General features: G+C 62.5%; 24 protein-coding genes. 13 read left to right on the top strand and 11 right to left on the bottom strand.

All coding sequences use genetic code 11. The features are described from left to right. Nucleotides 1–131 precede the first annotated feature (131 nt). From ettA to NKI39_RS07395, 6 genes are all read left to right on the top strand, one after another. Entirely contained in the window at nucleotides 132–1,781 is a 1,650-nt protein-coding gene (gene ettA, locus NKI39_RS07420; RefSeq protein WP_352453385.1) for an energy-dependent translational throttle protein EttA, read from the top strand. Between the two features lie 58 nt (nucleotides 1,782–1,839). After that, nucleotides 1,840–2,073 carry a type II toxin-antitoxin system RelB family antitoxin gene (gene relB / locus NKI39_RS07415; protein ID WP_352471524.1) on the top strand — a complete coding sequence of 78 codons (234 nt, stop codon included), beginning with the start codon at nucleotides 1,840–1,842 and terminating at the stop codon, nucleotides 2,071–2,073. Between the two features lie 2 nt (nucleotides 2,074–2,075). Continuing rightward, nucleotides 2,076–2,339: a type II toxin-antitoxin system RelE family toxin gene (locus tag NKI39_RS07410; protein WP_352501113.1), complete on the top strand. Its 264-nt coding sequence runs from the start codon at nucleotides 2,076–2,078 to the stop codon at nucleotides 2,337–2,339. Next, on the top strand, nucleotides 2,336–3,127 hold the full coding sequence (gene tam, locus NKI39_RS07405; protein ID WP_352831237.1) for a trans-aconitate 2-methyltransferase: 792 nt from the start codon (nucleotides 2,336–2,338) through the stop codon (nucleotides 3,125–3,127). Before NKI39_RS07410 ends, tam begins: the two co-directional genes overlap by 4 nt. A 109-nt stretch (nucleotides 3,128–3,236) precedes the next feature. Further along, a complete protein-coding gene (locus NKI39_RS07400) occupies nucleotides 3,237–3,572 on the top strand; it encodes a hypothetical protein (RefSeq protein WP_352471527.1) in 336 nt (111 codons plus the stop codon). Between the two features lie 121 nt (nucleotides 3,573–3,693). After that, nucleotides 3,694–4,815 (top strand): beta-ketoacyl-ACP synthase III, encoded by a 1,122-nt coding sequence (locus NKI39_RS07395; RefSeq protein WP_352831235.1) that lies wholly within the window; start codon nucleotides 3,694–3,696, stop codon nucleotides 4,813–4,815. Nucleotides 4,816–4,899: 84 nt separating this feature from the next. Here NKI39_RS07395 and NKI39_RS07390 read toward each other — a convergent pair whose 3' ends face one another. Then, nucleotides 4,900–5,463, bottom strand: coding sequence for a methyltransferase family protein (locus NKI39_RS07390; RefSeq protein WP_352831233.1), 564 nt, complete (start codon nucleotides 5,461–5,463; stop codon nucleotides 4,900–4,902). 207 nt (nucleotides 5,464–5,670) lie between these two features. On the opposite strand from NKI39_RS07390, the gene NKI39_RS07385 reads away from it, so the two are divergent. Then, entirely contained in the window at nucleotides 5,671–6,288 is a 618-nt protein-coding gene (locus NKI39_RS07385; protein ID WP_352831232.1) for an MOSC domain-containing protein, read from the top strand. Between the two features lie 291 nt (nucleotides 6,289–6,579). On the opposite strand, the gene NKI39_RS07380 is transcribed toward NKI39_RS07385, so the two are convergent. Both NKI39_RS07380 and tsaA read right to left on the bottom strand, forming a co-directional pair. Continuing rightward, nucleotides 6,580–6,891: a DUF2293 domain-containing protein gene (locus NKI39_RS07380; RefSeq protein WP_352456194.1), complete on the bottom strand. Its 312-nt coding sequence runs from the start codon at nucleotides 6,889–6,891 to the stop codon at nucleotides 6,580–6,582. Beyond that, entirely contained in the window at nucleotides 6,891–7,409 is a 519-nt protein-coding gene (gene tsaA / locus NKI39_RS07375; protein WP_352501079.1) for a tRNA (N6-threonylcarbamoyladenosine(37)-N6)-methyltransferase TrmO, read from the bottom strand. Before tsaA ends, NKI39_RS07380 begins: the two co-directional genes overlap by 1 nt. A 142-nt stretch (nucleotides 7,410–7,551) precedes the next feature. On the opposite strand from tsaA, the gene NKI39_RS07370 reads away from it, so the two are divergent. The 4 genes from NKI39_RS07370 (at nucleotide 7,552) to NKI39_RS07355 (ending at nucleotide 11,223) form a co-directional block, all read left to right on the top strand. Beyond that, the gene (locus NKI39_RS07370) at nucleotides 7,552–8,574 is read left to right on the top strand and encodes an ArsR/SmtB family transcription factor (RefSeq protein WP_023676796.1); all 1,023 of its coding nucleotides are present in this window, start codon (nucleotides 7,552–7,554) and stop codon (nucleotides 8,572–8,574) included. Then, nucleotides 8,574–9,491, top strand: a complete 918-nt coding sequence (gene metF, locus NKI39_RS07365) for a methylenetetrahydrofolate reductase [NAD(P)H] (RefSeq protein WP_023676795.1) — start codon at nucleotides 8,574–8,576, stop codon at nucleotides 9,489–9,491. Before NKI39_RS07370 ends, metF begins: the two co-directional genes overlap by 1 nt. Before the next feature lie 604 nt (nucleotides 9,492–10,095). Beyond that, nucleotides 10,096–10,533: an antitoxin Xre-like helix-turn-helix domain-containing protein gene (locus NKI39_RS07360; RefSeq protein ID WP_352831230.1), complete on the top strand. Its 438-nt coding sequence runs from the start codon at nucleotides 10,096–10,098 to the stop codon at nucleotides 10,531–10,533. Nucleotides 10,534–10,617: 84 nt separating this feature from the next. Continuing rightward, complete coding sequence (locus tag NKI39_RS07355; RefSeq protein ID WP_352831228.1) at nucleotides 10,618–11,223, top strand: RES family NAD+ phosphorylase; 606 nt, start codon at nucleotides 10,618–10,620, stop codon at nucleotides 11,221–11,223. Nucleotides 11,224–11,334: 111 nt separating this feature from the next. Here NKI39_RS07355 and NKI39_RS07350 read toward each other — a convergent pair whose 3' ends face one another. After that, complete coding sequence (locus NKI39_RS07350; protein WP_352831226.1) at nucleotides 11,335–12,252, bottom strand: DMT family transporter; 918 nt, start codon at nucleotides 12,250–12,252, stop codon at nucleotides 11,335–11,337. A 225-nt stretch (nucleotides 12,253–12,477) separates the two neighbouring features. Between NKI39_RS07350 and NKI39_RS07345 the strand changes: the two genes are divergently transcribed. Then, nucleotides 12,478–13,698 carry an alanine racemase gene (locus NKI39_RS07345; protein ID WP_352831225.1) on the top strand — a complete coding sequence of 407 codons (1,221 nt, stop codon included), beginning with the start codon at nucleotides 12,478–12,480 and terminating at the stop codon, nucleotides 13,696–13,698. A gap of 136 nt (nucleotides 13,699–13,834) precedes the next feature. On the opposite strand, the gene NKI39_RS07340 is transcribed toward NKI39_RS07345, so the two are convergent. Both NKI39_RS07340 and NKI39_RS07335 read right to left on the bottom strand, forming a co-directional pair. Beyond that, nucleotides 13,835–15,007 (bottom strand): lytic murein transglycosylase, encoded by a 1,173-nt coding sequence (locus NKI39_RS07340; protein ID WP_352831223.1) that lies wholly within the window; start codon nucleotides 15,005–15,007, stop codon nucleotides 13,835–13,837. An 80-nt stretch (nucleotides 15,008–15,087) separates the two neighbouring features. After that, nucleotides 15,088–15,885: a glycoside hydrolase family 25 protein gene (locus tag NKI39_RS07335; protein WP_502898549.1), complete on the bottom strand. Its 798-nt coding sequence runs from the start codon at nucleotides 15,883–15,885 to the stop codon at nucleotides 15,088–15,090. A 405-nt stretch (nucleotides 15,886–16,290) separates the two neighbouring features. Here NKI39_RS07335 and NKI39_RS07330 point away from each other — a divergent pair, with 405 nt between their 5' ends. Then, nucleotides 16,291–17,670, top strand: a complete 1,380-nt coding sequence (locus NKI39_RS07330; protein ID WP_352831221.1) for a serine hydrolase domain-containing protein — start codon at nucleotides 16,291–16,293, stop codon at nucleotides 17,668–17,670. Nucleotides 17,671–17,694: 24 nt separating this feature from the next. Here NKI39_RS07330 and NKI39_RS07325 read toward each other — a convergent pair whose 3' ends face one another. From NKI39_RS07325 to NKI39_RS07305, 5 genes are all read right to left on the bottom strand, one after another. Next, entirely contained in the window at nucleotides 17,695–18,003 is a 309-nt protein-coding gene (locus tag NKI39_RS07325; RefSeq protein WP_352820363.1) for a HigA family addiction module antitoxin, read from the bottom strand. A gap of 8 nt (nucleotides 18,004–18,011) precedes the next feature. Beyond that, a complete protein-coding gene (locus NKI39_RS07320) occupies nucleotides 18,012–18,314 on the bottom strand; it encodes a type II toxin-antitoxin system RelE/ParE family toxin (protein ID WP_352831220.1) in 303 nt (100 codons plus the stop codon). 135 nt (nucleotides 18,315–18,449) lie between these two features. Then, nucleotides 18,450–19,115: a class I SAM-dependent methyltransferase gene (locus tag NKI39_RS07315; protein WP_352501072.1), complete on the bottom strand. Its 666-nt coding sequence runs from the start codon at nucleotides 19,113–19,115 to the stop codon at nucleotides 18,450–18,452. Continuing rightward, the gene (locus NKI39_RS07310; RefSeq protein ID WP_352831218.1) at nucleotides 19,112–20,359 is read right to left on the bottom strand and encodes a BtaA family protein; all 1,248 of its coding nucleotides are present in this window, start codon (nucleotides 20,357–20,359) and stop codon (nucleotides 19,112–19,114) included. Before NKI39_RS07310 ends, NKI39_RS07315 begins: the two co-directional genes overlap by 4 nt. A gap of 82 nt (nucleotides 20,360–20,441) precedes the next feature. After that, the gene (locus tag NKI39_RS07305; RefSeq protein ID WP_352831216.1) at nucleotides 20,442–24,395 is read right to left on the bottom strand and encodes a hydantoinase B/oxoprolinase family protein; all 3,954 of its coding nucleotides are present in this window, start codon (nucleotides 24,393–24,395) and stop codon (nucleotides 20,442–20,444) included. Nucleotides 24,396–24,413 lie beyond the last annotated feature (18 nt).

The raw sequence follows: 24,413 nt of genomic DNA, 5'->3' as shown, positions 1-24,413 counted from the left end.
GAAAACCGTTTCACGGTTTTTCCTGGAATTGCTTTAGGGCCAAAACTGTTTGCCGTTCGCGGCTGCATCGCTTACATAGCCCCCAACTTCCATCCAATCCGACATCAGTCGACTTTTCAGGGAAAGCGCGCGTGGCACGCCAGTTCATCTATCACATGGCCGGCCTCAACAAGGCCTACGGCACCAAGAAGGTGCTCGAGAACATTCATCTGTCCTTCTACCCGGACGCCAAGATCGGCATCCTCGGCCCCAACGGCGCCGGCAAGTCGACGATCCTCAAGATCATGGCCGGCATCGACAAGGAGTGGAGCGGCGAGGCCTGGCTGGCCGAGGGTGCTACCGTCGGTTACCTGGCGCAGGAGCCGGCGCTCGATCCGAACAAGAACGTGTTCGAAAACGTCATGGAAGGCGTCGCCGCCAAGACCGCCATCATCGAGCGCTACAACGAATTGATGATGAACTATTCCGACGAGACGGCGGACGAGTCGGCCAAGCTGCAGGACGAGATGGACCGGCTCAACCTGTGGGATCTCGAACAGCAGGTCGAGATGGCGATGGAGGCACTCGGCTGCCCGCCCAAGGAGGCCGATGTCACCAAGCTGTCGGGCGGCGAACGCCGTCGCGTCGCGCTCTGTCAGTTGCTGCTGCGCCAGCCCGACCTTCTGCTGCTCGACGAGCCGACCAACCATCTCGACGCCGAGACGACGGCGTGGCTGGAAAAGCATCTGCGGGCCTATCCGGGCGCGGTGATGATCATCACCCACGATCGCTACTTCCTCGACAATGTCACCGGCTGGATCCTCGAGCTCGATCGCGGCCGCGGTATCCCCTACGAAGGCAACTACACCAAATATCTCGAAGCCAAGGCCAAGCGGCTCAAGCAGGAAGGCCGCGAGGACGATGCGCGCCAGCGGGCGATCGGCCGCGAGCGCGAGTGGATCCAGTCCAGCCCGAAAGCCCGGCAGACCAAGTCGAAAGCCCGTATCCAGGCCTTCCAGGATCTGCTGGATGCAGCCGACAAGCGGCGTCCGAGCGATACCCAGATCGTCATTCCGCATGGCGAGCGGCTCGGCAATGTGGTGATCGAGGTCGAGGGCCTGTCGAAGGGCTTTGGCGACACGCTTTTGATAGACGATCTCGAATTCAAGCTGCCGCCCGGCGGCATCGTCGGCGTCATCGGCCCGAACGGCGCCGGCAAGACGACGCTGTTCCGCATGATCACCGGCCAGGAAAAGCCCGATGCCGGCACCATCCGCGTCGGCGAGACGGTCAAGCTCGGCTACGTCGACCAGAGCCGCGACGCACTCGACCCGACCAAGACGGTCTGGGAAGAGATCTCGGGCGGCGCCGAAGTGGTCAAGCTCGGCAAGTTCGAAGCCAACACCCGCGCCTATTGCGCGTCGTTCAATTTCCGCGGCGGCGACCAGCAGCAGAAGGTCGGCAACCTGTCCGGCGGCCAGCGCAACCGCGTGCATCTGGCAAAAATGCTGAAGACCGGCGGCAATGTGCTGCTGCTCGACGAACCGACCAACGATCTCGATACCGAAACGCTGGCCGCGCTCGAAGACGCGCTCGAGAGCTTCGCCGGCTGCGCCGTCATCATCTCGCACGATCGCATGTTCCTCGATCGCCTGGCGACGCACATCCTCGCCTTCGAAGGCGACAGCCATGTCGAATGGTTCGAAGGCAATTTCGAGGACTACGAGCAGGACAAGATCCGCCGGCTTGGGCCTGAGGCGGTCAATCCGCACAGGATGACGTATAAGCGGCTGACTCGGTAACAACGGATTGGTTGCAAGCGCCCCAGGCTGCTCGTAGAATTACCGGAAGGAGATAAACATGCTTAATGTCGAGCTTCCTACCGCGCTGGAAAAACGCCTCGAGATCGTCGCAAGGAAAACTGGCCGGACAAAACATGACGTAGTCGTTGAGGCCATTGTCGAGCAAATTCAGGATCTGGAAGACGGACTAATCGCCCTCGAGCGCCTTAACGATGGTGAAGGTGAATGGCTTTCTCTGGCCGAAGCTAAGGAACGACTGGGATTGGACGCAAGCGACCGCAGTGACGGTTGATCGTGTGGACAATTCGTGTCGAGAAGCGTGCACTGAAGGATATCTCCAGATTGCAAAGGTCCGATCAGCGTCGGATTGTGGACTTCCTGGAAAACAGGCTCGCCTCGCGCGATAATCCACGCGAACTTGGCGAAGCGCTAACAGGACCACTGGCAGGTCTCTGGAAATATCGTGTGGGCTCATTCCGAGTTCTGACAAGGATCGATGATAGCGCTGTCGCGATTTGGGTGGTTCAAGTAGGCGACCGTCGCGAGGTCTATCGATGAATACAGTCGCGAAGGTGAGGCCCGACTGGTCCGCCGCCCTCTACCTGAAATTCGAGGATGAGCGCACCCGGCCGGCGCGCGATCTCGTCGCGCAGGTGCCGGTGCCGGAACCGCGCCGGGTGGTCGACATTGGCTGCGGGCCGGGCAATTCGACCGAATTGCTGGTCGAGCGCTGGCCGCGGGCGCAGATCAGTGGCTTCGATACCTCGCCCGACATGATCGAGAAGGCCAGGGCGCGCCTGCCCGGTGTCAGCTTTGCCTTGGCGGATGCGGCGGCGTGGCAGCCGAACGAACCGGTCGACGTGATCTTTGCCAATGCGGTGTTTCAATGGCTGCCGGAGCATCCGGCGGTCTTCCAGCGGTTGATGGGATTTTTGGCGCCCGGCGGCGCGCTTGCCGTGCAGATGCCGGACAATATGGCCGAACCTTCGCACCGGCTGATGCGGGAGACCGCGGCCGAGATGCCGTTTGCCGAAAAGCTCGAGCGCGCGGCCCGCGCGCCGCTGCCGCCGGTCGCGTTCTATTACGACCTTTTGTCGCCATTCTCGGATCGGCTCGATGTCTGGCACACGATCTACAACCATCCGCTGGCCGATGCCGAGGCGATCGTCGAGTGGGTGAAATCGACGGGGCTGAAGCCGTTCCTCGATCCTCTCGACGAAAACGAGCGGCAGCTTTTCCTGAAGCACTACGCGGCCGGGATCAGCGAAGCCTATCCGAAAACGGCAAGCGGCAAGGTGTTGCTGCGCTTTCCCCGTCTCTTCATCGTGGCGCGGCGTTCCGCTTAGAAACTCTTAGCTACACCCAAAAAACAGCCAGCAGCGGATGCTTGACCGGCCTTCGCCGTCATGCGCATCTCGCTGGGGCACGGCCCTTCATGGGCCATGGGGGTGGATGATGACACTGAAAAAGATGGGTTTCGGCGGCAGCATTTGTGCGGCCGCTGTGCTTGCCTTGTCTCTATCGGCGGAGGCCAAGCGAGCGCGCTGCTTCACCAGCGACGACGGCTATTTCTCGTGCAGCTATCGGGCGCTGGACGATGCCGGCAGCTTTCGCATCTCGGCGCCGGGCTATCCGACCTACGTCCTGGAAATCGACGGACCGGGTTTTGCCTATGGCTATGTCAATCTCGGCCGCCGCAACGTGCCGCTGCCCGGGCAATTCGTGCGCAGCCGCGATGACGGTGCCTGCTGGAACAACCCGCAGACCAATACCAAGCTCTGCGCCTGGTAAAGACCCGTCCCAGGGACTTGATTTAAGCCGGCATAAACTGGCTAGGTGCAAAAGAGGTTGCGCCGAGCTTTTTGCGGCGTCGACATGAAGCCGCAACGCCTGCGCACGGGACGAACTGGAAATGCATCGCGTCATCATCAGCGGCATCGGCGTTGAAATCCCCGAAGCCTTGATCACCAATGAGGAACTCGTCGCCAGCTTCAACAGCTGGGTGGATATGGAAAACGTCCGCCGCGAGGTGTCGGGCGAGCCGCTTCTGCAGAAATCGGACAGTGCCTTCATCGTCCATGCCTCGGGCGTCCAGACCCGCCATGTCATCGAACGGGAAGGCATCCTCGATCCGACCCGCATGGCGCCGCGTTTCGCGGCGCGGCCCGACGATGCGCTGTCGCTGGAGGCCGAGTTCGGCATCGCTTCGGCCCGCAAGGCGCTCGATCATGCCGGGCTGAAGCCTGGCGACATCGACCTGGTGATCTGCTCGGCCTCGCACCATCAGCGGCCCTATCCGGCGATCGCCATCGAAATGCAGCAGGCGCTGGGCACGAAAGGCGCCGGCTTCGATATGGGGCTTGGCTGCTCTTCGGCAGCGGCGGCGTTGCACATCGCCGTCAATCTGGTGCGGGCAGGGGCGCATAAACGCGTGCTGGTGACGACGCCGGAGATCATCACCGGGCATCTCAATTTTCGCGACCGGCAGACGCATTTCATCTTCGGCGACGCTTCCGTGTCGATGATCGTCGAAGGGCTCGCCCAGGGCGAGAAGCGGCCGGGCCGCTTCGAGGTGCTGGATACGCGCGCCTGGACGCAGATGTCGAACAGCATCCGCACCAATCTCGGTTACTATACCCGCGCCACCCAGGACGATCCGTACATGATCGATCTGGAAGGCAATCTGATCAAGCAGATCGGCAACAAGGTGTTCAAGGAAGTCACCGTTGCCGGCCACAAATTCATCGTCGAGTTCCTGGCCGAGCACGGGCTGACGCCGCAAGCGATCCGGCGCTTCTGGCTGCATCAGGCCAATGCGCGGATGAACGCCATGATCCTGAAACTGTCGTTCGGCCATGACGTCGACCACGACCGCGCGCCGATGGTGCTGGAGCGCCTCGGCAACACCGCCGCCGCCGGCGCCATCATCGCCCTGTCGGAGAACCATGCCGACATGAAGGCCGGCGACTACGGCCTGCTCTGCGCCTTCGGCGCCGGCTACTCGATCGGCGGCGCGCTATTGCGCATGCTTTAGATTTTTTGTTTTACGCATGTCGTGTCCCAAAACCACTGCACACCCTCGGTTCAAGCCCGAGGGCATGCTTTTGGGCGACATGCATTAGCCCGGCGCGAACGGCACCAGCATCGGAACGCGCCTGGCATAGTCGTCGTAAGCGCTACCCAGTTCACCGCGCAGAAAACGCTCCTCCAGCCTTGCCTTCATGACGATGCCGACGGTGATGAGGATGGCGCCGGCAACGCCCCAGACAGTGCCTTTCGCCGCCATGGTGGCGAGGATCGCCAGAAGCAGGCCGGTATAGATCGGGTGGCGCACCAGCCGGTAAGGGCCGGTGTCGACGACGCGATGCGCGGCCTTGGCGGTGACCGTGGCCGACCACAGGCGGCCAAGATGCAGCCGCGCCCACCAGGCAAATGCCAGACCGGCGGCAATCAGCGCCACGCAGATCCACGCTTCGGCAAGGTTCGGCGTCCAAAGCCTCAGCGGGCCGGCATAACCGTGCGCCGGGATGAGCAGGATCGTGCCGAGCACCATGACGGCGCGGGATGGAAGCTCCACCCCGAAGCCGGCGCGTTTTTCGGCCCGGTCGGCCCAGAAGGCGGCCGCGGCCCATGAAACCACCCAGAGCAGCCAGAGCTGTGCGATTGCCGATGCGGGATGCATGATAAACCTCAGCGGGCTTGACCTGACCGATATTATCAACCGATGCAGCGCGGCAGCAATGCGGCACGCTTTTGCATGAGGCTGGTTCAACCATGACGCTGGTGGTGCCGACCCGTATCAGCCGTCTTGATTGGAGCATCAACGCTTTCGACTGGACCCTATGAATCGACTTCGGCTAACTGCATCCGGCAGCTAGGAATGAAACCAATGCCGGATATGTTTCCCGAAGCCGAAACTCCGGTCGAGATCGTCCCGTCGCGAAAACTCGCCGCCAGGGTGGCGGCGCTCTATCTCGCATCATTCGATCGTTTTGAGACACGAGCGGTGGATACGCTGCAACTCGGTTTCGACGGCATCGACGGCGATTTCCACGCCGGCACGACGCGGCGCTCCGGCGGGCGGGAACCCTGGTATCCGCGCGGCACTGAGATGCGCAACGAACGGCAATTGTCGATCGTGGCTGCGGACGAACTGGCAATCGTCGCCGAACGGATGGGCATCGCCGAGATCAAGCCGGAATGGATCGGCGCCAATCTCCTGATCGACGGCCTGCCGCGCCTCTCCATGCTGCCGTCCGGCACGCTGCTGTTCTTCAAAGGCGGCGCGACCGTCAAGATCAACGCGCAGAACGGGCCTTGCCGGATCGCCGGGCGATCGGTCGCCGAAAATGCCGGGATGGCCGACCATGAGGCCGGCGCGCTGCTGTTCCCGAAGGCGGCGAAGCGGTTGCGCGGGCTCGTCGCCTGGGTCGAGAAGCCCGGCACGATCGCGGCCGGCGAGGAGATTTCGGTGCGCGTGCCCGAGCAGTGGATTTACCGGGCCTAGTCCAGGCAAGGCGACCTCTAGTCACGGCGTATTTTGTTCTTGCTTTGTGCCGGCAGCTATGCTACTAATTTGGGTATGGTGCCAATTGGGCTCCAACGACCCGCCCGCGAGGCGGGTTTTTTATTTCAGGCTTTGAAAGTTCCGATGCTGCCGACCTGAGGTCGGCGGGACAGCGCCCCTCTGTCCTGCCGGACATCTCCCCCACGAGGGGGGAGATTGGCCGTCACCTCTCGATTTCGCTAATCACAACAGTGAAGAGCGCAGAACTCGACGCGTGTGCCTGCCGTCGCTCTACGCCTCATCCTCATCGTCGAGCAGACGGGTGGCGCGCCAGCGGGTGAGCACATTGTTGGTCTGTTCGATGACGAAGAAGCGCGCGGAATCGCGGTCATAGCCTTCGGCCAGCAGCTTTTCGTAGTCGGTGTGGGCGTGGCGAATATGCGCTATCGTCGCCAGCCACACGGCAATGCTCGGCGGCAAGGTCTTCATGTGCACGGCGCCGGCATCGGCCCGGATCTTTTCCATGTCGGCATAGGGCGCCAGCGGCAGCAGCGCTGTCAGTGCCTTGGCGATGGCGCGGCGGCGGCCGGTCGGCGCGCTCATCACTCCACCGGCCCTGGCTCGTCCCGCCCGGCGATGGTCGCATCGGCAAAGGCATCGGTCGAGGCGAAATAGGGCTTGATGTCGATGACCGGCGTGCCGTCGAGCACGTCGATGGCGTCGAGATCGATGCGGCCGGTGTCGATGTCGAGGGCAACCAGCTTGGCGACATGCAGTCCGACAGGATTCGGCCGGGCAGGGGAGCGCAGTGAAAAGACGCCTTTCGGCCCTGTGGCATGGCGGGGTTTCTGGACAATCAGTTGCCGCGGCGCATGGTGCAGCCAGGACAGGACGATCACGTGGCTGGCGCGTTCCAGCCCAAGCAGGCCATCCCGATAAAGCGGGTCGATGACCAAGTGCGCCGGCTGTTCCGTCTCCCGCGCCGCCTTCATGTTTTTGGGGCAAGTCTCCCGCGTGATCCAAGGCGAAGCGATGCGGCCGATGAAGACGACATGGCCATCCGGCGGCATCGTTGCCGGGTCGGTTTCCAGGAGCTTTTCGCCGCTGCGCGTTTCGAACATGGTTCTCGCCCCGATCATGCGTCCGTTTTTGCGCGATCCGCCACGCATGCGTCATTTTCTTGTCCGGAAGCGACATAGCGCTTGCAAGCCTATCCAAACCGACATAAACATATGTTTATATCTTTTCAAAGAGAATGCTCGCATGCATGTCGCTCTCGACACGATGGTAGATACATTGAAGGCGGCGGCGGAATCCAGCCGGCTGCGCATATTGGCGCTGCTGTCGCGCGGCGATCTGACCGTGTCCGATCTCACCGAAATCCTCGGCCAGTCGCAGCCGCGCGTCTCGCGCCATTTGAAATTGCTGCTGGAGGCCGGGCTGATCGGCCGCTACCAGGAGGGCTCGTGGGCGTTCTTCCGGCTATCGGATTCCGATGCGTCGCGCGATTTCGTGCTCAGGCTGGTCTCCGGCATCCGCGGCGCCGATCCGCAGGTCGAGCGTGATCTCGAACGGCTGGCCGCAGTCAAGCGCAAGCGGCAGGACCGGGCTGCCGAATATTTCTCGGTAAACGCCGCAAGCTGGGACCATATCCGCTCGCTGCATGTGCCGGATCGCGCCGTCGAAGCAGCTCTCATCAAGCTCGTCGGCAAACGGCCGTTCCAGTCGATGCTCGATCTCGGCACCGGCACCGGACGGCTGCTCGAGATCTTTTCGCCGCTCTATCGGCGCGGTGTCGGCATCGACATGTCGCGCGAGATGCTGACGGTGGCGCGCGCCAATCTCGACAAGGCCGGCGTTTCGAATGCGCAGGTGCGCCAGGGCGACATTTTCGCGCCGCCGGTCGAACGCGACGCCTTCGATCTCGTTACCATCCATCAGGTGCTGCACTATCTCGACGATCCCGCCCGCGCCATCCGCGAGGCGGCGCGTCTGCTGCGCCCGGCCGGCCGGCTGGTGATCGTCGATTTCGCGCCGCACGCGCTGGAGTTCTTGCGCGAGGAGCACGCGCATATGCGTCTCGGCTTTTCCGACCGGCAGATTGGCGACTGGTTTTCCGAGGCCGGCCTCGACCTCGAGGACAGTCAGGAATTCGAGCCGCGCGGCGGCAACGAGGCCAAGCTCACCGTCAAACTCTGGCTCGGCCGCGATCGGCGCATGCTGATTGCCGAGCCTTCCAACGACAGACAACCGGCCAATGCGTATCCGATAGGGGAAACCGCCTGATGAACCAGTTCCGCTTCTCCCGCCGCCCCGACATCGGCGACAAGGTCAGGGTTTCGTTCGAGTTCTTTCCGCCGAAAAACGATGAGATGGAAGCAAGGCTGTGGGACACGGTCACCCGGCTTGAGCCGCTTAAGCCGAAATTCGTCTCGGTCACCTATGGCGCCGGTGGTTCGACCCGCGAGCGGACGGCCCGCACCGTCAAGCGCATCCTCAATGAAACGACGCTGACGCCGGCGGCGCACATGACTTGCGTCGATGCGGCGCGTCACGAGGTCGATGCGGTGATCCGGGAGTTCGCCGATATGGGCGTCAAGCGTTTCGTCGCCCTGCGCGGCGATCCGGCCGAGGGCGTCGGCGCGGCCTACCGGCCGCATCCGGAAGGCTATGCCAATGGCGCCGAACTGGTTGATGCGCTGAAGGGCGCCGGCGATTTCGACATATCGGTCTCGGCATATCCGGAAAAGCATCCGGAAAGCCCGGATTTCGCCACCGACTTCGACATGCTGAAGCGCAAGGCCGACAACGGAGCGACGCGGGCGATCACCCAGTTCTTCTTCGACAACGATCTCTATGAGCGCTATGTCGAGCGGGCACGGCGGGCCGGCATCTACATACCCATCGTGCCGGGCATATTGCCGGTGCACAATTTCACCCAAGTCGCCAACTTCTCGGCGCGGTGCGGCGCCTTGGTGCCAGCATGGCTGGCCGAGCGTTTCGATGGGCTGCAGAACGATCCGCAAACGCATGCGCTGGTGGCATCTGCCGTGGCCGCCGAGCAGGTGCTGGACCTTGTCGAGCGCGGCGTCGGCGATTTCCACTTCTACACGATGAACCGAGCCGATCTGGTCTTCGCCATCTGCCACATGATCGGCATCAGGTCGCACGAAGTCGAGGCGGCGGGATCAGCCGCGGCGTAAGGCGGCAAGCTCCTTTTTAAAATGTCAAAGATCGGGGGAATGCAAAAGGCCGGGCAAAATGCCCGGCCTTTTCAAATGGTTTGGAGTATTCGGTGCTGGTCTTCCCCCGCTCAGCGGCCTTATGGAAGGACGCCCATAATGAGGGCGCCGATGAATGCAAACGCAGCACAAATCATCAATGCGTTGATCGGCCTCGTCAGTCCCATGTCATAGCCTCCTCTTAAAGAGCTATGGCGAGAGTCTAGGGTCATTTGTGCCACAGGCAAGCAGAAACTTTGCTGCAATGCGACGAGATTGTGGAATTTGCGACCTGCCGTTTGCCGTTAGGCATTGAAACTCTTTGTCAAAAGCCGGCTCGGGACCTGTGAATAATTTGTGGCAAAGCCGTGGCAGCAGCGAGAATGGCAGCGCTACCGCGGCGGAAAATCGGAATCGATTTTCGAATGGCTGAAGATTCGACGCATCCTTTGCGCATCCAACCGGATGCTGCACGCTATACGCACGCTATAGAATGCGGTGGGCAACCGGCACCGTTGTGAGATAGCCAGGACTTGAATTTTCTGCCAATTGGCAGTATATTGCCTGCCAATTGATGGAGGCCGGAATGAGTGTCGCTTATGCGGTTCGCGATCCTGCAAATCAGGCTTTGCCGGCAAATCTGGCGGATGCCTCGGTACGGGCGCGGCTCACGCCAGCGGCTGTTGCCGGCATCGTCAGGCTCGCAGACATCTGGCATCTGACCAGCACCGAGATCTGTACTTTGATCGGCGACGTGTCGGAGAGAACCTGGTTCCGCATGAAGAAAGGCGAGTGGGAGGGCGTTCTCTCCCAGGATTCGCTGACACGCATCAGCGCCCTGATCGGCATCTTCAAGGGACTGCGGCTTCTGTTCTCCGAAGCGCTTGCCGATGAATGGGTGCGGTTGCCGAACAAAGGGCCGCTTTATGGTGGCCGGCGCCCCTTGGACGTGATGATCGAGGGCGGCATTCCGAAGCTGCTGCAGGTTCGCCAACATATGGACGCTTTGCGCGGTGGACTTTGAATGCAGATCCCACCACGCGCTGACATTTCCCAGCGCGACACGATCCGGCTGATTTCGACAGGCAGGTTCAAGGAACCGGTCCTGATGCCGTTGGCCAGGAATCATGGAGATTTGGAGGACCTTGCGGAGCTCGAAGGAGCCACCAGCGGCCGCCTTCAGGCGCAGCAGGGAGGATTGCCCGACCTCGATCCGCGCGAACTGGTTTTCGGGAGACCGGGCTACACCTTCATCAATGCGGCGTTCGCTTACACCCGTCCGGGCGGCAATCGTTTCAACGATGATGCCAGGGGCGTCTGGTACTGTGCGTTCGATGCGGAAACCGCACTCGGCGAGGTCTCTTTTCATCTGACGCGCGAGCTTGCCGCAATCGAACGTTTCGAAAACGTCACCGACTACGCGGAGCTCGTTGCCGACTTCATAGGCTCGTTTCACGATCTGCGCGGTGCTGAGTTCAGCAAGGACCCGGTGCTCGATCCGGATACTGTCTTAGCCTATCCTGCCGGTCAGGCGCTGGCGAAGCAACTCCGCAAGCAAGACGCCGCGACCGGTCTTGTGTATCCTTCCGTGAGACATGTCGGCGGGACCTGCCTTGCCGCCTTCCTTCCCGATCTCGTTCAGAATCTCAGGCAAGGCGGTATCTGGCGTCTGGAATGGCAGGGTTCATCTGTTCCCGCGATCACGCCCATATAGCGCCATCTCTAAAGCGCGTCGCGTTCGACCGGCCTCGTGCGACGCGCTTTAGGTTCTTTTTCTATGCATGTCGTTACCGCAAAACCGCTGCACATCTTTGCGCGACATGCATTAGCGCCGCCCGAACAGGCGACCATCGATGGTGACGAGGCCGAGCGCGATCAGCGCCATGCCGCCGAGTTCGAACAGTTCGAGCCGCTCGCCCAGGAACAGGAAACCGAGCAGGATGGCGCTTGCCGGCACGATGAGCGTGACCAGCGAGGCATTGGTGGCGCCGGCCGAGGCGACGAGATTGAAATAGAGGATGTAGGCGAAGGCCGTCGACAGCAGCGCCAGCGCCAGCACCGCCGCCCAGACCGGCGGCGAGGCCGAAAACAGATTGGCAGCGTCATAGGTGAACAGAACGACCGGGATCATGATGATGGTCGAGCAGGTCAATTGTCCGGCGGCAATGACCGGTGACGGCACACCCTTGAGGCGGCGGGCAATCATCAGCGCAACCGCATAGGATAGCGACGCTCCGATCAGCGCGAATTTCGCCCAGACCGGACCGCCGAGCCCGGCGACGAGGCCGGGGCCGATCATCACCGCCGTTCCCGCGATACCGAGGGCGATGCCGGCAAGCTTGTTCCACGACAGCTTTTCGTCGCTGGTCAGGGCGTTGGCGAGGATCAGCGTCCAGAACGGCGTCGTCGAATTGAGCACCGAGGCGACACCGGCGCCAAGCTCGGTCTGGCCGGCAAAGATCAGCGAGAAAGGGATGACGTTGTTGGCGAGCGCCAGCAGGAAGAACAGGCCGGCATGCGGCAAGGCGAGGCGAAACGACGGGCCACGGACCGCAAGATAGAGCTGCAACGCGATCGCAGCTATGGTGACGCGGAACAGCACCAGCACCAGCGGCGGAAGTTCCGCTACCGCAATACGGGCAAAGAAGAACGAGCCGCCCCAGATGGCGCCGAGCAGCAGAAGCTGCGCCCAGTCCTTGAGCACCATCGGACCGCGCATCGTGGTGGTGGCAGCTATCGCCATTGGTCGTCCTCCCAGACGAGATGCCTTGCTCTTCAGGCGTCTGTTCACGCCATACCCGATCCGGCCGCAAGGGCCACCCGAAACCTGAGCGATGGCCTAGCTCGCTCATAACCGGCGTGCAGCACCGGCGTAGCGCCGCGAAGCCAGGGCGGCGAGACATAGAATTGTTTTCATTAGCCGCTAGCTTGGATTAATTGTGCGCAGCCTCAGTCAAGGGATTCGTCCATGCAGCGATTCGAAAATGCCCGCGAGGCAGCGCTGGCGCTTCGCCCGGACGATCCGATCTATTGCTTCCGCCCGCAGGTGCTGAAGGCGGACGCCAAACAGTTCATGGGCATGTTTCCCGGCAAGACCGCCTATGCGGTCAAGACCAATGGCGAGCAGATCGTGCTCAACGCCCTGGTCGAGGCCGGCGTCGGTGCCTTCGATGTGGCCTCGCCCGGCGAATTCGCCGCCGTGCGCGCCGTCTCGCCCGACGCCGAGATGCTCTACATGCACCCGGTCAAGGCGCAGTCGGACATCAGGCTGGCGCTGGAAAAATACGCCATCCGCGTCATTTCGCTCGACCATGAGGACGAGGTCACCAAGCTGACCAGGGTGGTGCGGGCGCTCGACATCAATCCGGGCGCCATCACCGTGTTCGTGCGCATCCAGACGAAAGGCTCGGCGGCCTACGAACTGTCGAAGAAGTTCGGCGCCGGACCGGCCAATGCGGTCGAACTGGCCGAACGGCTGAACCGAACGGGCTACAAGGTCGGGCTGTGCTTTCATGTCGGCAGCCAGATTGAGGATCCCGACACCTATGAGCGGGCGCTGGCCTCCGCCGACTGGGTGCGCAACCGCGTCGGCTTCGACATTGCCGGGCTCGATGTCGGCGGCGGCTTTCCCGCCGAATACGGTCATGATCCGAACAGCCGCAAGCCGGAAATGCCGTCGCTCGGCCAGATCATGTCGCGGCTGTCGGGCGACCTCCAGGAGTACCAGTTCGACCAGATGCCGCTGGTGGCCGAGCCCGGCCGGGTGATCGTGGCGCGCTGCCTGTCGCTGATCGTGCGCGTGCTGCTGCGCAAGGGCAAAAGGCTCTACATCAATGACGGCATCTGGGCATCGCTGTCGGATTCATGGACCGGCAAGATCACGCTGCCGGCGCGCTTCATCCCCGATCCGGCGATCCGCTCGCGCAATGGCGAGGACAAGACCATCGTGCCGTTCAAGGTCTGTGGCGCGACCTGCGATTCCGTCGACATATTGTCGCGGCCGTTCTGGCTGCCCGAAACAGTCGATACCGGCGACTGGATCGAGATCGGCCATATCGGCGCCTATTCGCTGTCGCTCAGAACACGGTTCAACGGCTTCTATCCCGACACCTTCGTCGAGGTGGCGACGCCGTTCGACGAAGGCGATGCACCGCAGGGGTTCGCCAGCCTGGAGACGATGGCGGATTAGTGGATGGTGGAATAGTGAATGGTGAATGGTGAATAGTGAATAGTGAATAAATGAATAGTGGTAATTCTGGTGCTCAATGCGGCTCCGGTGCTATTCTTTTCACCATTCACCATTCACCATTCACCATTCACCACCTTCACAGCCTGGCCAGCAACTCCGGAGTCGGCCAGCCGTCGACCGGCAGGCCCAGACGCATCTGCTCCTTACGGATGGCTTGGCGGGTGTTGGTGCCCAGGATGCCGTCGACGGTGCCCACGTCATAGCCTTTCGCTTCGAGCTTGGTCTGTAGCGCCTTCATCTGGTCGGCGTCGAGGCCGGGTTCGGGGTTGCGCGGATCGAATCGCGGCGCGCCCCCCAGTCGGGCGGCAAGATTTGCCGCGGTCAGGGCATAGGTGAAGGACTGGTTCCACTCGAGATAGACGTCGAAATTGTCGTAGGTCAGGAAGGCTGGCCCCTTGCGACCCATGGGCAGCGCCAGGCCGGCCTTCAGGCCGTTGTCGAGAAGCGGCGTACCGTCGGGCCTGGTAACGCCCCACTGGCTCCATTGCGTCAACGGCAGCTTGTTGGTGCGTCCCGTCTGCTCCCACGGCAAATCGTCAGGCACACGGACTTCCTCGATCCAGGGCTGGTCGCGCTTCCAGCCGCGCGACTGGATCTTGCTGGCCGTGCTCATGATCACGTCCGGCGCGCTGCCGCGCAGGTCGACCAGGCCGTCGCCGTCGCCGTCGACGCCGTGGCCGAGATAGTCGGAAGGCAACATCTGCGTCTGGCCGATCTCGCCGGCCCAGGCACCGGTCACGTCGGCCGGCACCACGCCGCGATCGATCAACATCAGCAGCGGCACGATCTGCGGCCGGAACAGCTGCGGACGGCGGCAGTCATGCGAGAGGCTCACCAGCGCGTTCAGCGTATGAAAATCGCCCTGCACGGCGCCAAAATCGGTCTCCAGGGCCCAGAAGGCGGCGATGACCGGCGCCTGCACGCCGTATTCGCGATCGGCGCGGACAAAGACCTCGGCATATTTTTGCAGATTGGCCGCACCTTGCTTCAGCCGATGCGACGAGATCATGCGGTTCGAGAATTCGATGAAGGTCTGGGTGAAGACGCCCTGGGCGCGGTCGCGTGCCAACGCCTTCTCATCGAGGGTGGCGTTTTCCAGCGCATCAAGGCCGGCAGCGCCGACGCCGGCCGCCCTGGCCTCCGCCGCCACGCCGTGCTTCCATGACTCGAAATCCCCGCCGCATTGCTGTGCCGCTGCCGGCACGGCGGTCAGGAGCAGCGCCGCGAGAAGTCCAAAGCGCAATCGCATCGCTATCCTTCCAAGAAGATTACCGGCGGTTGCAGGCATTCGTCGTTGGCTGTGTCGAAAAGCAGGCGGCAGGCCTGGTGTCAACGGGTGTTCTGCCGCAACCACTTCTTCCACGCGGCTTCGGAGCCGTTGAAGACGCTGATGTCGGCGTTTCCGGCCATGCCCGGCACGACACCCGTTCCGGTATACTGCCAGAAGGTGAAGGGATGGCTGCCGTATTTCTGGCGCGGGTGCCCGGCGACGGAGCGCAGCCAGTAGGGGTAATTGCGGAAGCCCGATAAACCGTTATCTTCGAAGAAATCGACAGACGTGTAGATGATTGGCTTCTTGCCGTAGTATTTTTCGACGATTTCGAGGAACGTGCTCATCTCGCTGCGTACCGTGGCGGGATCGGGCCGCAGCTTGCAGGTCGGCGATTTCGGGTTCCATTCCATGTCGAGAACCGGCGGCATCGCCGAGCTGTCTTTGGGCACGTTCTGGATGAACCAGCGCGCCTGGGTAGCGGCCGGCGTGCAAAAGTAGAAAAAATGATAGGCGGCACGGGGGATGCCCGACGCCCTGGTGCGGCTCCAATGCTCGTTGAAAGCTTCATCGAAACGGTCTCCGCCTTCGGTTGCCTTGATAAAGGCGAAGGAGATGCCGCTGGCCCTGGCCGCCGGCCAGTCGATCGATGTCTGGTATTTGGAGACGTCGGTGCCGTGGACGGCATAGCTCCACGGTGCGCCGCTGTCCCATTCATGCGGGTCGGAATCGGCAAAACGCGGCGCGCGTACCGCAACCATCGAGGCGCTGGACGACGACAGCGATGGCGTCAGATCCTCGACTGTCGAGCAGGCACCAAGCAGCGTCAGCGTGATGAGAACCGCGAAACGGCGCATCGCTACTTCCCGAGCCGGTTTCAGCCGGCCGCTGATGGGTCTTTCCGCGGGTGCCCCTCGACCGGGCGCAGCGTGTCTGAAACCGACTTACGCGGCGCACCTGGATCTTCGTTTCATGCATTCCCAAACCGTTACGCAGTTTTGGGACGCATGCATTCAAGCCCCGCCGGACGGTCACCCCACAGGATCGCCCGGTCTGTCCCAAGCGCGTCGCTTCGACGCGCTTAGCTCTTTTGTCTATGCATGTCGTTGTCCCAAAACCGCTGCGCACTTCTGGGCGACATTCACCTGTGATCGCCGATCATGGTTGATATTCGGTTGACGGCGCTCGACAAGAGCCGCGATTTTGCCGAAACAATGGCGGCAAATCGATGACATAGATCGCGCTCAGGGGAATTCGAAAAAATGCAGATCCTCCTGAAGTTCGTCAAATGGCTGCTCGGCCTGGCTGCGCTGGCCGCCGCGATACTCGCCGGCTGGCTGTATTTCGCGCCGCCGGAACTGATCCGCGTCGGTTCCGGCTATGCCGCCAAGATCGTCTGCTCGAACGTCTTCATCGCCGGGCGAGACGCCGACGACGTGCTCGCCGTCGATGTGCAGGCGCCGGGTCATCCGCTGCTGAAGCTGATGAGAGTGTCGGTGGACAAGGAGAAGGGAACGGTTTCGGCGGGCCTGTTCGGCGCGCTCGGCAAAAGTGTCGCGGTCGCCCGCGAGGGGCTCGGCTGCGCCTCGGTTCCCGACGGCGATATTGCCGCCGCCAAGGCTGTCGCCGGAGCTGCACCGACGCCGGCGTCGCTGCCCGATCTGATCTGGCCGGAGGGCGACAAGGCCGATGCCTCGCAGGATCCCGAGGTCGCGAAAGTCCTCGACGATCCAGCCATGACCGGCGCCGGGATGCGGGCGGTCGTGGTGGTCAAGAACGGCCGCATCGTCGCTGAGCGTTATGGCGACGGCTTTTCCGAAAAGACGCCGCTATTGGGCTGGTCAATGACCAAGACGGTGAATGCGGCGATCGTCGGCACGCTGGTGAAGGAGGGCAAGCTGGCGATGACCAACCAGGGTCTGTTCGGTCCCTGGAAGGGAGATGGCCGCGCCGTGATCAGCCTCGCCGACATGATGGCGATGTCGAGCGGGCTGGAATTCAACGAGGATTACGGCGACGTCGCCGACGTAACGCGCATGCTCTACCTCGAACCGGACATGGCCGGCTTTGCCGGATCCAAGCCGCTGACCGGCGAGGTCGGCAAGGTGTTTTCCTATTCGAGCGGCACGGCGGTGATGCTGTCCCGATTGTGGCAGGACGCAATCGGCGACAAGGACAAGGCACTGGCGTGGCCGAGGACCGCGCTGTTCGATCCGCTCGGTATGCACAGCGCTGTGCTTGAGGTCGACGAGCACGGCACCTTCGTCGGCTCGTCCTATCTCTATGCCACGGCACGCGACTGGGCGCGCTTCGGCCAGTTCCTGCTGCAGGGCGGCGTCTGGAACGGCAAGGAGATCCTGCCCGCCGGCTTCGTCGACTGGATGCGGGAACCGGCAACTGCCTCGAAGGTCTACGGCAAGGGGCAATTATGGATAGAAGGACCGGGCGACGAAGAAAACCCCGGCGCCGGCGTTGCCGCAGGTCTGCCGAAGGACACCTACTGGATGGAGGGACATGACGGGCAGACGGTCGCCATCATCCCCTCCGAGCAGCTGGTTGTGGTGCGGCTCGGGCTGACGCCGGCCAGGCTCGGCTATCGGCCGCAGGTGATGGTGGCGGCGCTGGTCAAGGCGCTGCACTGAGGAATGCGGCGGTCGCAGTCTTGTCTATGCGGCTGTCGTCAAAGGCTTGGCGCGATCAACACGCGCCCGCTCGTCGGGTGAATTCATAACCGTCCAAAGATCGTTACGGCGCTGGACGTTCAACCAGAAATCCGGGCTGTTGCCAAACACCCGCGCCAGAATGAGCGCGGTAGCCGCCGTCACGTTGCGGCGGCCGTTGCACAATTCGTTCACATGCTTGCGCTGGACGCTCATAGCTTCGGCCAAAGCCGCCTGTGTCAGGCCGAGTGGTTGCATGAATTCTTCCGTAAGAATTTCGCCAACCGTTGCTGGCTTGCGTGCGGTCATCAACATGTCTCACCTCACTTATATATATAGCTGTGGTCGTCGAGATAGATGTCCGACGCCTCGCCCCGGCCCCCGTCCCAGCGGAAGACCAGCCGCCATTGTTTGTTGACGCGGATCGAATGGAAGCCTTCGAGATTGCCGCGCAACTTCTCGAAATGGTTGCTGGGCGGCACACGCAAATCCTGATCGATCGCCGCGTCGTCAATCATCTGGAGCTTGCGGAACAAGCGGCTTTCGAGATCGGACGGAATATTGCGGGAATGGGTGTCGTCCACGAAGAAAGCCCGCAGCCATCCATCTCTAAATCCGATGATCATCCCATGCTTCCGGCGAGGAGATAATGTACCACTCCTTGGGTCACATGGCAATGTGTGATTTAGCCAATTAACTGATTTCAGCCACGGCCCCCATTTAGGATTGGAGCCCCAAAACCTTCCACGCCAAAATTGATGTTAGATGGCGATCTTGATCACGGCGAGCCAGCTGTAGCCGCGATAAAGTGTTCTGAATCGAAGGCTTGCACCAACTCTCGCAGATTCCGATTCCAGGACGTCGCGCAGGGCTTCACGCGGCTGGACATGGAATTTTCTCAACCAGCCGCGCAGCAGCGTGCGGAACCAGCCGGGCAGGGCCTCCTGCTGGCCGAAATCGACGACGTGCAGCGAACCGCCCGGTGACAGGGCAGCAAGAGCCGCGAACACTGTCTTCTCCCAGCCGGGAATCATCGACAGCGAATACGAGACAAAAATGCGGTCGAAACTTTTGACGCCGAACAGTGCTTTCGCGTCGAAATCGGTGGCGTCGCCGCACGCCAGGGTGACGCGGCCGGAGAGGCCTTCGCGCGCGAGGGCGGCAGTGGCCGTCTCCAGCATCTCGGCCGAAATATCGAGGCCGAAGAAGCGCGCGCCGGGATAGCGGCGGGCGGCGAGGATGATGTTGCGGCCGGTGCCGCAGCCGAGCTCGAGCACGGTGCCGCCGGCCGGCACATCCAGTCCGGCGATAAGCCGGTCGCGGCCGAGCAGATAGTATTTGCGGGTCAGGTCGTAGATATGACGCTGCCAGCGGTAGACGCCGTCCATCAGCTGGGCATGGCTGGCCGGCAATTCGGTCGTGCTCATGCGGACCGCTTCACATAGAGATGGAAGCCACCATAGATGGCCGAGCGGTCGCGCGCCGAAAACTCGCGCGAGGCGTCGTTCTCGTAGCGCCACTGGTCGAGCAGCGAATTCGAGACGCGGCCGGGCAGCAGGCTGGGTTCCGCGGCGGTACGGAAGATGACGCGGGCGCCGGTGGAGGCGGTTCGGGTGATCTCGGCCCACAAACCATTGAGCTGGTGGTCGGTCATCCAGTCCTGTGCATCGAGCAGCACGAAGCGATCCACCGAGCCGGCATCCTTGCCGGCAAGGAACTCGATCAGATTGGCGTGGTGGATGGCAACGCGATCGACATTGTTGCGGATCGTCTTGTAGTTGCGCTTTTCGAGATAGGCGGGCAGGGCGGCCTCGCCCGGATCAGGGTAGCGGCGGGCGAAAGCCTGCCAGGCGAAATAATTGGTCTTCAGCGGAAAATCGCAGGCGAGCTTTTCCAGTCGTGCCTTCAGCACGCTGGCCATGGTGCCGTCACCCGAGGTGATCAGCGAATCGTACTGGGCCGGCGGAATGCCGAGGCCGAACAGCGAAGCCTTTCGCGATGTCGCCCATTTCAGCAGCGGTTTTTCGAAGACCGGCGCCAGCTCTTCGTCGAAGAAGCGGCGCTGATCGGCGATGCTCTTGGCGTCCATGATGCCGGCCGGGTCGACGCCGAAAAATTTTGCGGTGCGATGGCCCATGGCGATGAACAGGCCAAGCAGGCCGGTCTGGTAGAAATTGCGGTCGAAGACAGCGATGCGGCGACGGCCGCGCCAGTTGCGGCGCTCCCAATAATGGCGGCTGACCGGGTCGAGATGCGGTGCGATGAAGCGATCGTAGGCCTGTGAATTGTGCCCGGTCCCAGCCGCGCCGAAGAAACGGAACAGGTCGCCCTGCGACGGCAGGTGACGGACGGCTTCGAGCTTCATGCGGTTCAGCGCGATATGGGCAGCGTTGAGGTCGACGGCATCGATCCTTTCCGGCGAGCGGGTGAGATAGGCAAGGATGTTACAGCCGCCTGAGGCAATGGTGACGATGCGGTGGCCCGTCCCGAGCTGCATCGCGTCCATGTCGATTTCGGGGTCTTCCCAGATCTGCGGATAGACGAGGCCGGAGAACAGGAAGGCGAACAGGCGCTCGGAGATGCCGGCTTTCGACAGCGGGCGGTTCTGGTAGACGGCCTTGCCGACTTCCTTGCCGCGGCGAAAAACCAGGTCCCCAGAAATGTCCGTCATGGCAAGGCGATTCCCCGTTTGCGTTGCCGCAAGCGGGTAGCGCAGGGTGATGACAGGCCGGTGACAGCCTGTTGACGCGAGTTCAGGCCTTGCCAAATCCACCTGGGGTCGGCGTCGTCACGATGACCGCCTCGCCAGCGTCGAGGATGGTCTGATCGCAGGCTTTCAGCGTCTCGATCGCGCCGGTCTTGCGGCGGACCTTGGTCGAACCGGCCTCGCCATCGCCGCCTCCGTCCAGTCCCCGCGGCGGGCGGTTGCGATGCGAGGACAGGATCGCGCATTCCATTTTTTCGAGGAAGCGGATAGTGCGCCTGGTGCCGTCGCCGGCATTCCATTTGCCTTCGCCGCCGGAGCCTTCGCGGATATGAAAATCCTCCAGCAATACCGGGAAACGCAGTTCCAGCACTTCCGGATCGGTCAGGCGCGAATTGGTCATATGGGTGTGGACGCCGGAGGTGCCGGCAAAACCGCGGCCGTCGTTCATCCGGCCGGCCGGCGAGCCCGAGCAGATCGTCTCGTAATACTGGTACTGCTTGTTGCCGAAGGTGAGATTGTTCATCGTGCCCTGCGCATTGGCCATCGCGCCCATGGCGCCGAATAGCGCGTTGGTGACGTGTTGCGAGGTCTCGACATTACCGGCGACGACTGCCGCGGGATAGGCGGGTTTCAGCATCGAGCCGTCGGGAATGATGATGTTGATCGGCCGCAGACATCCGGCATTCATAGGGATGTTGTCTTCGACCATGACGCGGAAGGCATAAAGCACAGCGGCTCGGGCGACCGGCTCTGGCGCATTGAAATTGTTCTTCATCACCGGCGACGTTCCGGTGAAGTCGACGGTCGCTTCGCGCTTCCGCCGGTCGACCGATATCTTCACCTTGATCATTTGGCCGGTGTCGGTCGGGTATTCGTATTCGGAACTGTCGGGCAGCCGCTCCAGAACGCGGCGCACGCTTTCGGCGGCATTGTCCTGGACATGGCCCATATAGGCTTCGACCACATCGAGGCCGAAATGGGCGACCATCTTGCGCAGCTCGGCGACGCCCTTTTCGTTCGCGGCGATCTGCGCCTTGAGGTCGGCGATGTTCTGGTGCGGATTGCGCGCCGGGTAGGGGTGGTCGGTGAGCAGCGTCTCCAGGTCCTTCTCGCGGAACCGGCCGCGATCGACGATGCGGAAATTGTCAAACAGCACGCCTTCCTCGTCGACGGTTGTGGCAAGCGGCGTCATCGAGCCGGGCGCGGTGCCGCCGATGTCGGCATGATGGCCACGCGAGGCGACGTAGAAGAGGATCTTCGGCGATTGGCCGATCTCCCCCCTTGTGGGGGAGGTGGCGGCGAAGCCGCCGGAGGGGGTCGTTGCGGCAGTGCTCGACGCACTTGTGGTGCCTTCTGCGAGGACCCCACCCGGCCGCTTCGCGGCCACCCTCCCCTCAAGGGGGAGGGAAAACACCGGCGTCACCACTGTGATATCAGGCAGATGGGTGCCGCCATTGTAAGGCGCGTTCAGCGCAAAGACGTCGCCGGGACGGATGTCGCCGGAGTTGAGCCGGATGATGGTTTCCACCGAGCGGTCCATCGAGCCGAGATGCACCGGCATATGCGGCGCGTTGGCGACCAGCGCGCCATTCCGGTCGAAAACGGCACAGGAGAAGTCGAGGCGCTCCTTGATATTGACCGAATAGGCGGTGTTCTGCAGCGTCACGCCCATCTGCTCGGCGATCGACATGAACAGGTTGTTGAAAACCTCCAGCATCACCGGATCGGCTTCGGTGCCGAGTGCGGCGTGTCGGCGCTTCTTCTCGACGCGCCGCATCAATACGTGGTTCTTGGCGGTGATCTCGGCCTGCCAGCCCGGCTCGACGAGGATGGTCTGGTTAGGCTCGATGATCAAAGCGGGGCCGGCGATCTTGTTACCAGGCTTCAGCGTTTCGCGAGGGAAAATGCCGGCGTCGCGCCAGACGCCGTCGACAAAGATTTTCCGGTTCCCGGAAGGATTTGCGGCCATGTATTCAACAACTGAATCGCTTTCGTCGCGGCCGGTGCCGCCGGTATCGGTACCTTCGACGCCGATCGACTCAACGATCATCGGCTTGTCGTCATAGACGAAACCGAACTGTGCCTTGTGCGCCGATTCGAAGTCCGCCTTGGCCTGCGCAATCGAGCCGTGCCCGAAGTTCACAGGCAGCGCGGTATCGGTGCCGTCGTAGCGGATCTGCAGCACCGGTCTCGAGACGACCGCGTCTTCGCTGATGCCTTGCGCGGCGAGTTCGTCGATGACGGCTTTGCGCAGCGTTGCGATGAGTTCATCGATCGCTGGCCCGGAATTGTCCGCCAGCGGCTTCAGCAGCGCCTGCTGGCGTGACGCAAATACAGAGGATAGGCCGATGCCGTATGCCGAGAGCAGGCCTGAGAAGGGATGGATCAGCACCGCCTCCATGCCGAGCGCATCGGCGACCAGGCAAGCGTGCTGGCCGCCGGCGCCGCCGAAGCAGTTCAGGAGGTATTCGGTGACATCGTAGCCGCGCTGCACCGAAATCTTCTTGATGGCGTTGGCCATGTTTTCGACGGCGATGGTGATGAACCCTTCGGCGATGGTTTCCGGGGAGCGGCCGTCGCCGATCTCGGCGGCAAGGGCCGCGAATTTTTCGCGAACCATCTGGACGTCGAGCGGTTCGTCCTGGCCCGGTCCAAAAATAGCCGGGAAGAACTCGGGCCGCAGCTTGCCCAGCATGACATTGGCGTCAGTGACGGCCAACGGGCCGCCGCGCCTATAGGCGGCCGGGCCGGGATTGGCGCCGGCCGAATCCGGCCCGGCGCGAAAGCGGCCGGCCTCGTAATGCAGGATCGAGCCGCCGCCTGCAGCGACGGTGTGGATGCGCATCATCGGCGCGCGGATGCGCACGCCGGCGACCTCGGTGTCGAAGGCGCGCTCGTAGTCGCCATCGTAATGGGCGACATCGGTGGAGGTGCCGCCCATGTCGAAGCCTATGACCTTGCCGAAACCGGCGAGTTTTGCCGTCTCGACCATGCCGACGACGCCGCCGGCCGGGCCGGACAGCAGCGCATCCTTGCCCTGGAACATGTCGGCGGCGGTGAGGCCGCCCGACGACATCATGAACATGAGGCGAGGGCTTTCCCTCCCCCTTGAGGGGAGGGTGGCGGCGAAGCCGCCGGGTGGGGTCGGCTCGACTGGGTTCGACCTACTCTCCCCCCTTGAGGGGGAGATGGCCGCAAAGCGGCCAGAGGGGGTCCTGTCAGAAGGCACCACAGGGGCGTCGAGCACTGCCGCAACGACCCCCTCTGTCGGCTCCGCCGACATCTCCCCCTCAAGGGGGGAGAGGACGCCCAGTTCCTTTGCCACTCTTTGCACATACCTAGCCAGGATCGGCGACAGGTAGGCGTCGACCACGGTGGTGTCGCCGCGGCCGACCAGCTTGATCAGCGGCGAGACCTCGTGACTGACCGAGACCTGCGAAAATCCGAGTTTTCTGCAGACCTTCGCAACTGCCTTTTCGTGATCGGGATGTTTCCAGGCATGCATGAAGACGATCGCGACCGCATCGATGCCGTCCGCCTTGGCTTGCTCAATAGCCGGGCGTACCGAAGCAATGTCGAGCAGGCGCTCGACACTGCCGTCGGCGCGAACCCTTTCGTCGATCTCGACGACGCGCTCATAGAGCTGTTCGGGAAGGATGATCTGCTTGGCAAAGATATCTGGCCTGGCCTGATAGGCAATCCTCAGCGCATCGCGGAAGCCTTTGGTGATGAGCAGCAGCACACGGTCGCCCTTGCGCTCGAGAAGCGCATTGGTGGCAACCGTGGTGCCCATCTTGACATCGCCGATCAGAGCGGAGGGGATTGGAGCGCCGGGTTGGACGCCGAGCAAATCGCGAATGCCCTGGATGGCAGCGTCGGCATAGGCTTCGGGATTCTCGGACAGCAGCTTGCGCGGGTGCAGCGCGCCTTGCGGGTCACGGCCGATGACATCGGTGAAGGTGCCGCCGCGGTCGATCCAGAAATCCCATTTTGCAGTCACAGCGGCGCTCCCGGGATT

Source organism: Mesorhizobium sp. M0664, assembly GCF_040320565.1.
Taxonomy (GTDB): domain Bacteria; phylum Pseudomonadota; class Alphaproteobacteria; order Rhizobiales; family Rhizobiaceae; genus Mesorhizobium.
Note: the sequence above shows the minus strand (reverse complement) of the source record. Positions and strands in the feature narration are given on the sequence as shown.

Coding starts and splice junctions, on each gene's coding strand:
- NKI39_RS07345 (WP_352831225.1), top strand. CDS start 12,478: ATGCAGCGATTCGAAAATGCCCGCGAGGCAGCGCTGGCGCTTCGCCCG.
- NKI39_RS07350 (WP_352831226.1), bottom strand. CDS start 12,252: ATGGCGATAGCTGCCACCACCACGATGCGCGGTCCGATGGTGCTCAAG.
- NKI39_RS07385 (WP_352831232.1), top strand. CDS start 5,671: ATGCCGGATATGTTTCCCGAAGCCGAAACTCCGGTCGAGATCGTCCCG.
- NKI39_RS07370 (WP_023676796.1), top strand. CDS start 7,552: ATGCATGTCGCTCTCGACACGATGGTAGATACATTGAAGGCGGCGGCG.
- NKI39_RS07360 (WP_352831230.1), top strand. CDS start 10,096: ATGAGTGTCGCTTATGCGGTTCGCGATCCTGCAAATCAGGCTTTGCCG.
- NKI39_RS07320 (WP_352831220.1), bottom strand. CDS start 18,314: ATGATCATCGGATTTAGAGATGGATGGCTGCGGGCTTTCTTCGTGGAC.
- NKI39_RS07390 (WP_352831233.1), bottom strand. CDS start 5,463: ATGCATCCCGCATCGGCAATCGCACAGCTCTGGCTGCTCTGGGTGGTT.
- NKI39_RS07325 (WP_352820363.1), bottom strand. CDS start 18,003: ATGTTGATGACCGCACGCAAGCCAGCAACGGTTGGCGAAATTCTTACG.
- NKI39_RS07315 (WP_352501072.1), bottom strand. CDS start 19,115: ATGAGCACGACCGAATTGCCGGCCAGCCATGCCCAGCTGATGGACGGC.
- NKI39_RS07395 (WP_352831235.1), top strand. CDS start 3,694: ATGCATCGCGTCATCATCAGCGGCATCGGCGTTGAAATCCCCGAAGCC.
- NKI39_RS07330 (WP_352831221.1), top strand. CDS start 16,291: ATGCAGATCCTCCTGAAGTTCGTCAAATGGCTGCTCGGCCTGGCTGCG.
- NKI39_RS07340 (WP_352831223.1), bottom strand. CDS start 15,007: ATGCGATTGCGCTTTGGACTTCTCGCGGCGCTGCTCCTGACCGCCGTG.
- NKI39_RS07310 (WP_352831218.1), bottom strand. CDS start 20,359: ATGACGGACATTTCTGGGGACCTGGTTTTTCGCCGCGGCAAGGAAGTC.
- NKI39_RS07380 (WP_352456194.1), bottom strand. CDS start 6,891: ATGAGCGCGCCGACCGGCCGCCGCCGCGCCATCGCCAAGGCACTGACA.
- NKI39_RS07335 (WP_502898549.1), bottom strand. CDS start 15,885: ATGCGCCGTTTCGCGGTTCTCATCACGCTGACGCTGCTTGGTGCCTGC.
- relB (WP_352471524.1), top strand. CDS start 1,840: ATGCTTAATGTCGAGCTTCCTACCGCGCTGGAAAAACGCCTCGAGATC.
- metF (WP_023676795.1), top strand. CDS start 8,574: ATGAACCAGTTCCGCTTCTCCCGCCGCCCCGACATCGGCGACAAGGTC.
- NKI39_RS07355 (WP_352831228.1), top strand. CDS start 10,618: ATGCCGTTGGCCAGGAATCATGGAGATTTGGAGGACCTTGCGGAGCTC.
- tam (WP_352831237.1), top strand. CDS start 2,336: ATGAATACAGTCGCGAAGGTGAGGCCCGACTGGTCCGCCGCCCTCTAC.
- tsaA (WP_352501079.1), bottom strand. CDS start 7,409: ATGTTCGAAACGCGCAGCGGCGAAAAGCTCCTGGAAACCGACCCGGCA.
- NKI39_RS07400 (WP_352471527.1), top strand. CDS start 3,237: ATGACACTGAAAAAGATGGGTTTCGGCGGCAGCATTTGTGCGGCCGCT.